The following is a 15,046-nucleotide window of genomic DNA, read 5'->3' on the forward strand; positions in this document are numbered from 1 at the left end:
CTTTTTCTTGTCAGTATCTTTGGCCGGGGGCATGACAAGCAACCCCCTTTGTGCTTCTCTAAATTTCACTGGTAAAATAAACACACAACGCCCCGCAAGTGTGAGAGCTAAAGGGGGCGTTGCTTTGTATTGTTTATTGAATTGTTGTTTTTATTATAGGTGAAAATCGTGAATGTTCAAGAATTTCAAGTCATTGATCTTGAATTTGATATATCGACGGGTCAGCTCAAAAGCGAAATAAATAGAATGATTGGTGATGGTTCAAATAGACAGTATAGAATATTGTCTGAATCAAATCGGCAGATACCACAATCTATGGACAACCTAGCTGCCCAACAAATACCTGAAAAAAATATACTCATCGGGCATATTAAGCCAATCCCTAGAGTAGAACGGAATAACACCAAAATCCGAACAAATCACCTTAATTATAGCGAATTTATAGGCCAAAGTTTTAGCTCTATCGTTAGCCAAGCTCAGGAAGACTTAAGTAACTTTATCAACGATTCAGTAGTTGAGGATGCTATTATAATTATCGGTATTGGCATGGATGAGAGCTTGGCAAACGAAATATTTCAAGAAAATGCCGCAAAAGACAACTATGTAAATCCAATAGACCTAGCCCCAAGAATAAAGATAAAGATAGCCCCATTAAATCAGATCGGCATAAACGTTCTTTCTACAATATTTCGTGGGCTTATAGAAACATACCCTCGCTTCAAAGATGAATTACTGCCATACATTCGATTTGAGTTGGCTCCCAGCACCGAGTTTGGTGAACCAATAGATAAAGATGATTTTTATGGGTTGACACCCCCAGCAACCTCTCTTCCTAATGATTGGTTTGAATTCAGGGAGGAGATATTAAAACGTGGGGGTAAGTTAAAGCTGGGGCGCATCGCTGAGTTAATAAATGCCAACTACAACACTTTGCGAAAGCTGCATTCAAATTATCAGAAGATGAAAATTGTTGAAGGATCAATAGAGATCAGTAATGATAATTGATAGATCAATTTGGATCATTTTTCTAACTCAGTGGATCAATTTGGATCATTATTGATATTTCTTGGATCAATCTAGATCATTTATGTGATTTTAGCCACTAATGGATCATTTTAGGAACAAAATAGAACATTTTTGAGAAATTTGGGTTGATCCTGACTGACCATTGCCAATGCTCATGCGGGAGCTAAAATTGAGGCAGTAGAAACAAACAGACCCGCCTTTGCGGGGCGGGTCTCATATTTGGTGCAATTGGATGCACTCATTAAATTATAGCAGACTTAGTATAAGCTACTGGCTAGTAGCTTGTCAAATGAGAAGCCTCCAATGAATCTGATTGGAGGTGAGATATGGTGGTCATAGTCGTGATCATCGTGAAACCATAGCTTGCCCCCACTGGCTAATTAGTAGCTAGTGGGGGAATAGACGGCAAGGGCTAGGATTTGCACCCTAGCCCTTTTGCTTTACTTCTTTTCGGTTTTGATAACATCTTTGTACATCAACCGCTTGCCACCGAAAGAGACGCTGTGGATAGTAGATAGCACCTCTTTTTCTTTCCATTTCTTCATCCAATTATTAAGCTAAATTTGCTAAACTTCTGCGTCGGGAACCTTTTTACAATCTTTCCCGTTGTATGTTTGACAATCATCAACGTATTGGATGGAGTAATGGTGCAAATGATTAAAAACCGTGTTCTTGTTTCAATTTTAATTTTGCTTGCTCTTTTGGGTTCAGGTACGGCCGTACTTGCCCAAACAATCGTAGACCCTCTACCCGAAAACAATCTCATCGAAAATCCCTGGTTCCGTGAAGGTAACAGGCCAAGTTTGGCTGGTTGGACCGACGCGGCAGGCAACAATGTCATCTGGTCCCTCAGTCAAAAGCAATCCAATCCATCGCCTGATCAGGTCATTGGCACCTCCGCGCGACTGGCCTTTGGCTCTGGTCAGGGGGGTGGTACTGGACAGGATGGTGTGGATTCCTACCTGTACCAGGTTGTGGCCGCAGATCCATCGCTGACGCATCTGCAATTCAAGATTCATTGGGTGACGCAGTGGATTGACCGAGCCGCAGTCACAATTTATGGGGGCAGTTCAGCAGATGGGCCGTGGACGGCCGTTTGGGTGCCACTCGATATTGATCAATCTACCTCGACTGGCGGTGCCTGGACGCAAACAGAGTTACTGGACACAACCATTTCGGAAGGATTTCCCTTCTACAAAGTTGAGTTGTTTGGTCGCTACCCAGAAGGGCGGCAGCAAGGGGCAAAATACACAGGCGTTTACTTTGCCATTGACGGAAACGGTGGTGAAGTGGCTGAAACATTGCCTACACCCACCGAAGCAGCGTCTCAGCCTGAACCAACGGCTCAAGCCGCAGCAGAAACAGCCCTTCCGCCCACCAACACACCGATGCCAACGGCCGTACCAGATGAAGCACAACCCACCGCAGAACCAGACGCCGCTGTGGCTGTCGCCGCTACGCCTGAACCTGACCCAACCCAGCCTGCCCCACGTCCCACCAGAGTTTTGCGGGAAACGGCCGTGCCAGATATCAATATACCCCCCACAAACAACACGCCAAGCACAATTTATCTCATCATCATTGGTATATTGCTGCTCTTGGTCATCGTCCTGGGCATTGGCTGGGCACGCGCCGCCCGCAACTAAAAAAGAAGTCCGATTTCTTCAAACAAATCGGACTTCAATTTTCTGTTTCTTACTATCTAACCCTGTTTTTTCTATCCGAGTTGTTTAGCCATTAGAACTACTGCTTTGATCTAGCGACCGCCTGCCCCCGTAGCGAGGCAGTACATCACCGTTTTCGGCACGTTCCCTGGCTTCGCGCAGCGTTTCCGGCAGTAGCTGAGCCATGAGCAGCGTCGCTAACGCCGAATTTTGGTCGCCACCTGCTTGATTCACAATTACCGGGCGGGGTGCGCTGCGGAGTAAATCTTCGGCCACATCCAGCCGTTTGACAGCCAGCTCATATTGCAGCACCGCCTGGTTATCCTTGTACGATTGTCCCAACCGATGCAGCGCCCGTGCTTCATTCTCAGCAGATTTCAATTCAGCGCGGCCTTCTGCTTCAATCTCCAGCCGGATTTTTTCAGCTTCTGCCTCGCGCTGTTGCAGCATTTGGGCCACGCTTTCCCGCGCTTTGTTAATCGCTTCCTGCACGGCAATGCGCTTCTCGTCACGTTCCTTCTTGGCGCGTTCAATTTCCAGCAGCAGCGCATCCTGACGGCGCTTCCGCACCAGTTCCCACTCTTTCTCGTAGGCTACCAGCTCTTTGGCCACCCGCTCACGGGTAGATAAATTTTGCTGGTACTGGTTTGGCAACTGCACGTCGGGGATGTTTGCACCCGTAATTTTGACACCGTACCGGCTCATCTGCCGGTTCAGCGTCTCGCGCATGTCGTCTACATTGCTGCCGCGCAAATCGTAGGCGTTGGCCGTTTCTACTTGGCGGCTGCGATTACGAATCGCGTCCTGCACGGCACTGCTCAGCACCATGTCGTAGTTGCTGGCACCAATGTGTCGCACAAACAGCACCGGGTCAATGATGCGGAACTTCAAAAAGAACTCAATGGATTTGAGCGGCACATTTTCATGCGTGGGGCAAGCCAAAACAGGAGCCGTGTACGGAATTTCTGTGGAGGTATCCACGATATATTCCACCTTTTCCCACGGCCACCACAGCAAGCGGCGACCCGGCTTTAGGGAACCTTCAATTTTTCCCCAGCGCGAAAGCACGCCCGTGGTGCCTTGTTCAATTTCCACAATGGCACTGCGCCACCAGGCAAATGCGCCAATCAAAGAAAAGAACACAAGGCTAAGAATGCCAAACCCGATGCCAGCACCGGAAAATCCGAACAGCAGCAAATTGGTAATGAACGAGTAGAATCCGAATGCAAACCAGACCAGATAGGTCATGCGCCGCCGATCCTTGGGGATGACAACGGGAACCAGGGAGCCACCGTCGCCGGAGCGAAGCAAACGCTGGATGTTGTCCCAGGTACCGACTACTTCTTTAATGCGTGAAAAACTTTCTCTAACAGCCATTAGCTTCCTCCCTCCCCGCTATTCTCGTTCTCAATGACGGCCGCAGGGGGCAACACAGCTTCTAATTCGGCCGTTTTTGTGGGGTCAATATCGGCCATAGACAGCATATCTTCATCTCTTTCAACCAAACTATTGAGCTTGGGCGTACGCTCTTTAATGCGCGCCATAATTTCGTTGGCGCGGGCGCGAATTGCCTTGATGTCTTCTTCGGTATAAAGCGGTTTATCTTGAATACCCATCATTTGGCGGGCTACTTCCATGAAATCAATTTTGTTTTGATCCGCCTCGCCCAAGTTTACAATTTGGGGGAGCTTATCAGCAACGGCCGTAATCTTGTCTAGCACCTCTCGCTTATACCGATACTCCAAAATTTCTGGATAGTACGCACTGTTGACGGTACGAATATCGAGTGCCTGGGCTTCAAGCAAAGCCGCGTTAGCCTGTGCCTCGCTACGTGCTTCGACCAGTAGTTGGCGGGCATAGGCGTTGGCGTGGTTGATCGCTTTTTCTTGAGCGGTATCAATCTCTGCTTGTGAAGTAGCAATCTCTGCCCGAATTTCAGAATGCGTTTGGCGTAAAGAGGCCAGCTCCTTGTTCAAATCACCCTCATCCTGACTTTTACGCAGTTCCAGTTCGTATTGGTAAGTGTAGGCTTCTTTGGCAACCTTCACCACTTCGGCGGCTGCCAAATCCATGCGGTACTCCTGGCTAGACGGTTCGGCGTGGGTGATGTTGGCATTAACAAAGCGCACGGCAGGCAGAAACTGCCGATTGAGCGTTTCCAACATGCCTTGCGTGCTTTCACCAATCAAATCGTAAATTCCTTCCGCTTTTTGCTCGTAAATGAGGGCGCGGGTTACCTCACTGATAGCATTGTGCAGCTTCTCGGAGAAACCATTGACGCCACCCAGGGTAAAAATAAACTCAACTGGGTCCTCAATGCGAAATTGGAGGAAGAGGTCAACAGAGGCATTGACGCGGCCAGAGGTTGGCGCTTCGCGGATGGGAGCATTGTAGGGATACTCTTTGGTGGTGTTAACAATGTAGCTCACTTTGCGGCGGGGGTGGAAGCCAAGAAATTTGCGACCAGGGCCAACAACTTCTTCCAGCTTGCCAAATTTGGTAATGAGGGCGTGGCTGCCGTCTGGCACCATGACAATGCGGGCGCGGGCCACGTTGAGCGCGGCAAACAGCAGCACCAGCAAAAAGTAATGAGCGCCAAAGAAAGCAGTAGCGATGCCCGATCCAAACAACAGATCAATGCCACTGCCAAAAAGCTGCCCCGCCAAGCCGATGAACAAGAACAGCATTGGCACGGTAAGAGCAAAAAAGTAAGAACCCGATCGTTTGGGAATGACTACTGGGGAAATGACGTTGGTCACCTCTTTGCGTAAATCTTTCTCGTCTTTGGTAAAGCTGCGGTTAAGCACTTCGGCAGCGTCTTCCAACGTTGCCGCCATCTGCGATATTTGGGTCACCGCAGATTCTCCACCCTGGCGGGCGGAGATGAAGTCCCTGGCATCTATTTGAAATTGCTCAAACGCATCAGATTGAACAAGTTCGGTGACGCCACGAACAATTCTTTGTACATTGGCCATTGTCGTTCTCCTTGGAAGACTTTTGAAATTTTTGTGCTAAATGGTAACAAATTCCAAATAGGAAACTTCAAAAGTCTGAATGAAGTAAATAAAAATTGACCACAAAGAGCGATAAATTTAACATTCAGCGCTCTCTGGCTTCAATTTTACCTGAAAGAGAACTTTTTTGGATCAATGCCAGCTTGGTTTGGCACTGTTTGGGACATTTAATATACGGCAAATTTGGCAGAAAGTTTCAGTAGTAGCCGCAGATTCTTTCTGCGTAAAAACGCGGTAAGAAACCGCGGCTACTTGGTTGTTGCAAGATTAACGGCCGTAAAAATCCAACAGAGCCAGCACTCCATCCAAATTCATTTCCCAGTCGGTACCATTGCGCGTTTTTAGCTCCACCGTGAATGAGGGGATGTTTTGGGTGGCTAGCCAATCGCTGGCGTCACCAGTAATAGGGTAAGCTGAAAATTCACTGTAAACAGTGTAGCCAGAGGCACGGCCGTATATTTCTGCAATCTCTGCTGAAGGTTGAAAGGTTCCATCACAACTGCCGACAAAAATGCCGTCTGCTTTGCTGTGCCAAAACAGCACAGCTGCTGGCTGTTCCCGTAAAAAGAAAGTCCGTAATGCGGCCGTTTCTGGTTCAGAAAAGGGGACAGCACCACCGCTAACCACCGTGTCGCCCCACAAACCTTCGGCCTGCCAGTCGCAGGCCCAGTTGCGATTGAGATCAACCTGGTTGCCATTGAACCGTCCGGGGCGGATGTCGCCGCTCACGTCGGCGGGGGTGAAACGGCCGTCCACGCCCGTCACCACATACTGCCCATCCGGGTTGGCACTGGGAATGATGTAAAGCGAAATATTGGCCGGAATTTGGTCTGGGTTGGCTAAAAAGTAATCAATCATGTTGTAAGCGAGGATGATGGTGTTCCATTCGTAGCCGCCGTGAATGCCGCCCACCAGCACAATGGTCTGGCTACCAAAGCCAAATCGGTAGCTCTCGATGGGACGGCCGTTTACAGAAGTACCAATCGTTTGTGCCACCCCGTAGGCAGCAAAGGTAGCCGTGGGTTGCGGTACGGCCGTCGCCTCGCTAAGAACCGGCGTGACGGTAGGCAAGGTGGTGGATGTGGGCACGGCCGTTTGCGTGGCCGGCAACGGTGCAAATGTAGCAGTAGGCAGCAACGTTGGCTGCTGGGCAACTTCTGTGGGCAAAACTGCCACGGTGGGGAGTTGAGTAGGAACGGCCGTCTGCCCAACTGAACAGCCCGCCAAAATAATCCCCAAACAAGCAAGTAAAATCCAAACCCGACCTGCCAAACTTACTCCTCCACCCCACTGTTGGCGTAAAATTGCATCACCGCCTCAATTGCCGCCAAATTTTCTTCGAAGTCAGTGGCTGTGTAATCGGTAATGAGCACGGAAATGGCGGGAATGCCCTGGCTGTCTAGCCAGTTGGTGGCATCGCCGCGCACCTCTGTATTCAGGAGGTCTTCAAAATCGGCCACGCGATAATCAGTTGCCCCGCCATACACATCGGCCAGCGTTTGAGAGACGGTGCTGTCCTCGGCGCATTCCCCTGGCGAAACCAGCCCCTGTGCCGACCGCGCCTGCCAAAAGATAACGGCCGTACTCTCCTGCGCCACAATAAAATTGGACAAGCTCCGTATTTCTGGCTCAGAAAATGGTTCCGAGCCACCCAATCCTTCTACCGCTGCCTCGCTGCCCCAGGGCGGATTGGCCACCCAGCGGCAATCCCAATTTCGGTTCAAATCCACGCCATTGCCATTCAGACGGCCTGCCAATTGGCCCGGCGCACGGGGGCTGTCTGGGTTTACGTTGGGTAAAATGAGCAGCATGATTTCCGGGGGAATTTCGGCCAGGTTTTCAGTGAAATAATCAATCACCTGATTGGCCAATTCCACCGTGCCAGGGGCAAACCCTGCGTGCAATCCCCCTACAAACAGTAACGTGGTTGAGCCACTGCCCAAACGCACCACCTCCAGCGGCGCACCGTTGGCAGATTGGCCGATGGTGGTGATGGCTGGCGTGGGCAAAAGTACCGATTGTGTAGGCGATGGTGAGGGAACGGCCGTTGCCGTAGCAGCAGGTGCAATCGTTACGGACGGTTCTGGCACGATTTGCGTGGGCAGCACCAGTCCAACGTGTTCAGCCGTTGGCGTTGGGTCTAGCTGGCGCAGATTGTTAATTCCCCAGAGAACGGCTGCCACCAAGAACACTCCCAGCAACCCCCAAGCCAGCCAGCGGAACGGCCGTTTCTGAGCCGCAGATTCCTCATCTTGAACCAACCCGTTGGATGGGTCAGCCGCCATTGTAGGCATCTGATGCGTGGCGCGTTTGGGCGTTTCAATGAAAACCGTCGGCGGATCTTCTTCCTGGGCAATTGGCAGAGTCGAAGGAACCGATTGGGCAACTGGGGGAGCCACGCGGGGCAACGTCTGGGAGATTGCCTCGGTCAATTCTGTGGCGGTGGCAAAGCGTTGGTTGCGCTCTTTGGCCAGCACGCGCTGCATCACCTGCTCAAATTCGTCGGGCAGCTCCGGCTTCATCTCCCGAATATAGGGAATGGGGTTCAGCACATGCGCCATCATCTGCTTCACGGGCGTATCGGCGCGGTACGGTTTGCGCCCGGTGAGCATCTCGAAGAGGATGATGCCCAGCGTGTAGATGTCGGAACGGCCGTCTAGCGTTTGCTCCCCATGAATTTGCTCTGGGCTCATGTAGGCTGGCGTGCCAATGACGCCGCTGCCTGTCAGATTGGTGCTGCTCCCTTCCGCCAGCTTGACGATGCCAAAATCCGTCAGAAAAGCGTTCTCGTACTGGTCGAACAAAATATTGCCCGGTTTCAGGTCGCGGTGGATGACCCCCTGCTGGTGGGCATGGTCTAACGCCCCCGCCAGCCGCCGAATGATGGGAACGGCCGTTGCCAACGTAAATGGCCCTGCAATGATCCGCTCCGCCAGCGTGCCGCCGGGTATGTGACGCATCACCAAAAACGGCTGATCTTCCACCTCACCATAATCATAAACTGGCACAATGGCTGGGTGCTCTAGCGTGGCAATGATGCGGGCTTCCCGCTCGAATCGTCCACGAAACGTGGGATCGTCGCGTAAGGCGCGGGACATTACCTTGAGCGCCACCTTGCGGCCAAAGCGAGGATCATTGGCCAGGTACACGGTGGCCATGCCCCCCCGCCCTAGCTCAGATTCGATTTGGTAACGGCCGTACTTTTTCGGCATCAACAATTACCCCCGCAGCCAGCATTCGTTTAACAATCTTGCCAATCATTATGGAATAAATAGCAAAAATTGCCAATCTTCCAAATCCAACGAGGGTAGCGCAAAAAAAGTACCTACTCAGACAAAATCGTAAAGGATTCAACAACCTGCTGCAAAAGAGGCAGCTGCGTCTCAGCGTCCTCTGACCAAAAAGTGTAAATAAGCGACCACATTTGGTTGCCAATCTGGAAAAGATAAGAAATTTGCGTCATTGAAAACCCAAGCGCCTCAGCCTCTACAACAACACGTCCAACCTGAAGCTCGTTAACGGTTACGATTTCGCTCTGAATATCATCAAACTGGTCACATATTTCGAGACGCTCCAACGTCGTATCCAATGTAGTTGCTGGTGGAAGTTGCTCCTCTACAAGGAGAAAAAAAGAAAGAGAATCATTCGCAGACGAAATATCTATTGCTGTCAAAAGGATTCCAGAAAACGCTAATTCTGAATCATCCAATCTGGTTTGACAATCATCACTTACCACACCATCAGCAACATCTAGCGGAAATTCGTCTATTTCAAAAGTCTGAAATGTAGCGGGTAACGATATCTGAACTTGTTCAAATTCATATGTTACCCAGTTTATTACTTGTGTTGCAGTGGGCTGAGGAGTTGTTGTTGCTGTAGCTGGGGGCAGTGTAACCGAGGGTTCTTCTGTTGCGGTAGGGAGCGCGGTTGGCGTTTCCGTTGCCGTGTGAGTAGGTGTTGGCAACGCAGTTACCGATGGCAATGGCGTAACTGTGGCTAATGTAACTTCCGTTGGCGAGGGTGGCACTGGCGTATTGACGAGCGGTGTGGGCTGGCAACCAGCTAAACAAAAAGCAACCACAAAACACCAATATAATCGGTAAATCTTCATGTTTTCCCTCCGGTTTTGTGAGGTAGGACACACTAAGTCGTAATTGACCTCTCTGGCCACAGCGCTAATATTGTGTAAGCCCTATCATTCAGACAAAATCGTAAAGGATTCCACAATCTGCTGCAAAATAGATAGCTGCGTCTCAGCATCTTCTGGTGCAAATGTATAACTGATCGTCCACAACCAATTTTCCTGCTGAATAAGATAAGAAACTTGGTGCAATGAAACTCCTAGAAACTCGGATTCTGCAACAATACGTCCTACTTCGCGGCCATTAATTTCAATTACTTCTCTTTCCACAAAATCAACTTCACTACAGGCTTGAACACGCTCTAAATTCATTCCCAATGTAGTAGCTGGCGGTAAAGTTTCCTCAACCAATATGAACACAGACACAGAGTGATTTACAAATAATGTATCCATTGCTGCAATCAGAATCGCTGATGCTACTATTTCATCAAATTGCTCTAATTGTGCTTGACAATCTTCGCTTATTGCACCTGTTGTACTTTCAAGCGGGAATGAGGTTACATCAAAAAACTGAAATGTAGCGGGTAAAGATAGTTGAACATTCTCAAATTCATAAGGCACCCAATTAATATCTTGTGTGGCAGTAGGCAGTGGGGATGCTGTGGCTGGGGATGTAGGCGTGGCCAAGGGCTCTACTGTTGCCGTAGGGGGCACAGTTGGCGTTTCCGCTGCCGTAGGCGTGGGTGTTGGCAGCGCAGTTGCTGATGGCAATGGCGTGGCTGTGGCTAAAGCAACTTCCGTTGGTGGGGCTGGTGTATTGACGAGCGATGTTGGCTGGCAACTTACAATACAAATAGCCGCAATTAAAAGCCAAGACAATTTGTAAATCTTCATATTATTTCCCTCCAATTAGCTAATGGACCTATTCAAGGCAGGTTTGGCGAGTGGGCTGATTTTGTAGATACGTGTTCCACTCATTCTCGAACAGATTCCGTCCTGCTGTTTGACAGGCTACCTTAATTAAATATGGCAAGCTTAATGGCCATAGTTTGAGCACCCCATCGTTGCCGCTGGTGACTAACCATTGATTATCTGGGCTGAATGTTGCAAAAATAATATTTCCTGCTCCGGCGTTCAATGTAGTTACCGTCTCAGAAACGGTATCGCTCTCTAAATCCCATAGTCGGGCTGTCTGGTCAATTCCTGTTGTCACCAGAAATTGGGAATCTGGGCTAAACGCGGCGGATTGAATAGCACCTGTATGGCCTGACACGATTTGCGGGGAAGCAGCAGGATTGGTAGCCGTTACATCCCAAAGGTAAGTAAAGCCATCGGCGCTGGTTGTGGCTAACCATTGATTATCTGGGCTAAACACAACCGAAGTAAGGAAGCGTTCATGTCCAGTTAAGACAGTTTCTTTATTTGGGGCGGCCACATTCCACAAGCGCGCTGTGTGATCATCGCTGCCGCTAGCTAGCCAACGGCCGTTTGCACTGAAGCTTAAATTATTCACCTGTTTGTCATGCCCAATCAATGCAACTGGATTTGCCAACGGCTGTGCGGTATCTAGTTGCCAAAGGTATACATGGGCATCACTACCACCCGAAGCCAGCCAACGGCCATCGGCAGAAATAGCCAGAGCCATGATGGAACCGCTTGCCTGATGGCTGGCGACAGGGTTTGGGGTTGCTCGGATTGTTGCCAGCTCCCATAGATGTAGAGTGCCAGCGATGTCAGCGGTGATTAGCCAACGGTTATCCGGCGAAAAGTGCATTGAGGAAATTGCACTTTCGTGCTCCGCCAGGGCTAGCGTAAAAGTGGACAAGCCACCGTTTAGCTGCCACAGCCGAATAAGGCCATTTACATCGCCAGAAGCAAGCCAACGGCCGTTTTCGCTGGCAACAAGCACATTAATGGCATCCTGTTGCCCATCTAGAGCAATGAATGAATCTGTTGGCGCTGCGTCTATGAACGGCAGCAACCTCACCTGGCCCTCTACATCAGCTACTGCCAAGTGAAACTTGTCTGGCTGTCCATCCTCCTGCACAAATGTTGTAAACAACAATCCTGAGAAATTGTGCTGGAATGTGATTGGCGCATGGGATTTTAGCGAGGCAAACTCCCAAATGTGACTCATGCCATCAGCAGCACCACTGGCCAACCAAGTGCCATTTGGGCTGATGGCAACGGTTCGCACACCGTCCTCATGGGCTCGTAGAATAATGGGCTGCACGTTGGAAGACATTGCAGCTAATTCCCAAACCATCACTGTGGCATCATCACTACCAGAAATTAACCAGCGGCTATCAGAATCAAACAGAACGTCTTGTACAGATGACGTGTGTGCAATAAGCCGAATTCCGGTAGAGACCATGTCTGGCTGCGCCAAATCCCAGACAACAGTTGTCGTATCGGCGCTGGCTGTAGCTAGCCACCGATTGTCTGGGGAGAAAGCCAAATCAAACACTTCATCATCGTGGTGAATCAGCGAAAAAGGCGACGATATTGTGTCCTCAAAGGCAAACTCTCCCAAGCGTACTGTGCCATCAGCGCTGGCGGTGGCTAGCCAACGGCCGTCTGGGCTAAAGGCAACTTTATATACAATATCTTCATGCTCATAAAGAACCACAAAATTGGTTGCAGGATCGGCCGCAAGTGACCACAAACGAACCTGATTATCATTGCCACCAGTTGCCAGCCAGGCACTGTCTGGGCTAAAAGCAATGCTGTTGACCGAGCCTTGATGGCCGCTTAAAACAGTAGGTATTGCAGCAGGATCAGGGGCAAGGAGATCCCATAGGTACACTGTGGTATCTGAGCTGCCGGTGGCTAACCAACGGCCGTTTGGCGAGAACGCCACACTGCCAACAATTTTTTGATGCCCGGCTAGCACCACTGAATGATCTACCGGGTTTGCGGTGTGTAAATCCCACAATCGGGCCGTTTGGTCATTGCTTACGCTAGCCAGCCAACGGCCGTCGGGACTAATAGCCATGTTCAAAATGGGTGCCGCATGTCCCTGCAAAACGGTTGACGAAAAAGCTGGCGCGGTCAAATCAAACAGGCGCAAAGTGCTATCGAAACTAGCGGTAGCATACCAACGGCCGTCTGGACTAAATGCCGATGCGGTAATCGTTGCTTCATGCCCAGCTAACCCATAACCATATAGCTGTTCTAAACCTTCCCGCAAGGCTTCTTCAGCCAAAACGGGTCGAGGATCGTTTTCTTCAATAGGGATCCGCACCGCTTCAGCGGCCAACAGAAGCGCTAGCCGGGGTTGTGTAGCATAAAGTGTACGCGCTTGCCTGGCCAATGAGTTGGAAAGTTCGGCACGCGCATTTTGGGCTTCCTGGTTTGACCGCTGTCCAAAATTAAAGGTGACTATTGCCAGAATAACAACAGCAAACAAGGCAAGGGCAAGATAAATGGCGCGGCGACGCAGGCTATACGTTGCTCTTTTTTCTTTTTGCAATTGGGCATCGCGTTCGGCCGTTTCCTTATCACGCAAGGCAATACTAGCTGTAATGAATTCACGTTCCTGTGAACTTAGCTCGTCGCCTCGTTGTTTTAGCTGAGTTACGGCCGTTTCTAAAAGCGTACCGCGCAACAATATCCCTTCATCCGACTTTACCTTCTGCCACTGAGCAACCAAAACACCCAAATCTTCTTGCCAAATACGAAAATCACGCGACGCTTCAATCCAATTTACCAGGCGTGGCCAGGTTTCTATCAATGTTTCATGGATAATCTCAGCCTGTTCTGTCTCAGCTTTGCTTGTCACAATGAGGCGAGCATCAGCCAATTTGGCGACCAATGCCCATTTTTCTGTGCCTAATTTGGTGCGTGAGGCCAAAATGCGGGTCGTTTTATGCTTCTTGCTAGGCTTTACCAACTGCGTGAATAAACGAGCTGATTGCTGTTGCTCTGTTGTATCCAGATCGTTGAAAACAGCTTCTGCATAGTTGATTAAAGCACCTTGTACGCGACCAATTGCTTCGTAAGCAGCTATGGTAAGAAGGCCAGACTTATTAGCATGGTGTTCCCACAGCTTTGTCAGAGCAAATTCAAGTAATGTCAATTTGCCCGGTGAATCGCCAACGTCTAGCAAAATTCGGCTAAGTAAACCCTCTTCAAAACGGGTAAACAATGTGTAAGCTGGCTGTAAGATAGCGGCTTCCAATTGCTCATGACTCATGGCTGGCAGCATGTATTGGTGCTTGTTGAGTTTCTCAGCTAGATGGGGCAGTTCCATTGTTTCAGCTAGAAAATCAGCACGAATGGCAAAGAGTAAGTTAATGGACAAGCCGGACTTTTCTAAGAGTGAGAGCAGGCTGCTGACAAACTGTTTCGTCAGCTTTGAATCAGGGTAGGTGGTGAAAAGTTCTTCAAATTGGTCTACTATGACTAGCAACTGTTTTATACTAGAGAAGCGCGGCAGGGTTTGCACAATTTTTGTTAGAGATAAATTGTCCTGTAGCCATTTTTCAACCAGCTGAGTCGCTTTTACCCGACGGCCGTTTTCACTATGATTTGGGTATGCAACTGCCAACAAGCCTTCTATTAATGCTTGAAACGGTTGTCGCCCAGGCCGCATTTGTACAATTGTCCATTCAGATTGCCGCAACCTCGGAATGAGGCCAGCCTGAATAATGGAAGTTTTACCGCTACCGGATGAGCCAAACAAAATCAAGAGTGGCTGCTGCTGAATTGCCTTCTCTAACTCATCAACTTGGTCATCTCTACCAAAAAAATTATACCTATCTGCTTCGGTAAATGCTTCTAACCCCCGATAAGGATTTTGGTCAATGTCTGGTTGTAAAGATATATCCTGATCATGATCTAGTTGACTCCAACCCCATTCCGATTCCAGAACATGCCATACTTCCAAAAATTTTGCAGGATCTTCACGCAGACCAAGCGTATCAAGTAAATAAGAGATAAATAGTTGTCGCCACTTGTTTTCTGGGGGAATCACTTTGCCTTTTTCCCACAAGGCAATTGTGTCTCGGCTTTTCTTTTTGGTTAAACCAAAAATTTGTGCCTGATCAGTCTGGGTAATGCCGCGCTCACTTCGAAGCCACACTAACACACTTAATTTATAAGGATCAGGCGGTTGTTTTGGCGTATTTGACATCAAATTTATCTCGCATTATGTAAATGCCGGGTTTGCCGACTAGACGCGGAGCCTTGCATCGCGTATGTTGAAACCAGCTATGAGCTAACCGGTAGGCTCTTTTACAAAAGGTTTTGGTTCTTGAGCA

The 15,046-nt window shown here is 49.3% G+C and carries 9 protein-coding genes; 2 read left to right on the top strand and 7 right to left on the bottom strand.

What is annotated here, in order from left to right; all coding sequences use genetic code 11:
• Positions 1-168: 168 nt before the first annotated feature.
• Positions 169-1,005, top strand: a complete 837-nt coding sequence (locus tag ACOQPM_RS05225; RefSeq protein WP_420628174.1) for a hypothetical protein — start codon at positions 169-171, stop codon at positions 1,003-1,005.
• Positions 1,006-1,679: 674 nt separating this feature from the next.
• On the top strand, positions 1,680-2,672 hold the full coding sequence (locus ACOQPM_RS05230; RefSeq protein ID WP_420628175.1) for a hypothetical protein: 993 nt from the start codon (positions 1,680-1,682) through the stop codon (positions 2,670-2,672).
• Positions 2,673-2,756: 84 nt separating this feature from the next.
• On the opposite strand, the gene ACOQPM_RS05235 is transcribed toward ACOQPM_RS05230, so the two are convergent.
• The 7 genes from ACOQPM_RS05235 to ACOQPM_RS05265 form a co-directional block, all read right to left on the bottom strand.
• A complete protein-coding gene (locus tag ACOQPM_RS05235; RefSeq protein WP_420628176.1) occupies positions 2,757-4,067 on the bottom strand; it encodes an SPFH domain-containing protein in 1,311 nt (436 codons plus the stop codon).
• Positions 4,067-5,665, bottom strand: coding sequence for an SPFH domain-containing protein (locus ACOQPM_RS05240; protein WP_420628177.1), 1,599 nt, complete (start codon positions 5,663-5,665; stop codon positions 4,067-4,069). The genes ACOQPM_RS05235 and ACOQPM_RS05240 overlap by 1 nt, the downstream gene beginning before the upstream one ends.
• A 306-nt stretch (positions 5,666-5,971) precedes the next feature.
• The gene (locus ACOQPM_RS05245; protein WP_420628178.1) at positions 5,972-6,976 is read right to left on the bottom strand and encodes a M14 family zinc carboxypeptidase; all 1,005 of its coding nucleotides are present in this window, start codon (positions 6,974-6,976) and stop codon (positions 5,972-5,974) included.
• A 2-nt stretch (positions 6,977-6,978) separates the two neighbouring features.
• Entirely contained in the window at positions 6,979-8,916 is a 1,938-nt protein-coding gene (locus ACOQPM_RS05250; RefSeq protein ID WP_420628253.1) for a protein kinase domain-containing protein, read from the bottom strand.
• A 113-nt stretch (positions 8,917-9,029) separates the two neighbouring features.
• Complete coding sequence (locus ACOQPM_RS05255) at positions 9,030-9,815, bottom strand: hypothetical protein (RefSeq protein WP_420628179.1); 786 nt, start codon at positions 9,813-9,815, stop codon at positions 9,030-9,032.
• An 84-nt stretch (positions 9,816-9,899) separates the two neighbouring features.
• Positions 9,900-10,679: a hypothetical protein gene (locus ACOQPM_RS05260; RefSeq protein WP_420628180.1), complete on the bottom strand. Its 780-nt coding sequence runs from the start codon at positions 10,677-10,679 to the stop codon at positions 9,900-9,902.
• A 28-nt stretch (positions 10,680-10,707) separates the two neighbouring features.
• The gene (locus ACOQPM_RS05265) at positions 10,708-14,868 is read right to left on the bottom strand and encodes a hypothetical protein (protein WP_420628181.1); all 4,161 of its coding nucleotides are present in this window, start codon (positions 14,866-14,868) and stop codon (positions 10,708-10,710) included.
• Between the last annotated feature and the right edge of the window lie 178 nt (positions 14,869-15,046).

The organism is Candidatus Leptofilum sp. (assembly GCF_965223525.1).
Lineage (GTDB): Bacteria > Chloroflexota > Anaerolineae > Promineifilales > Promineifilaceae > Leptofilum.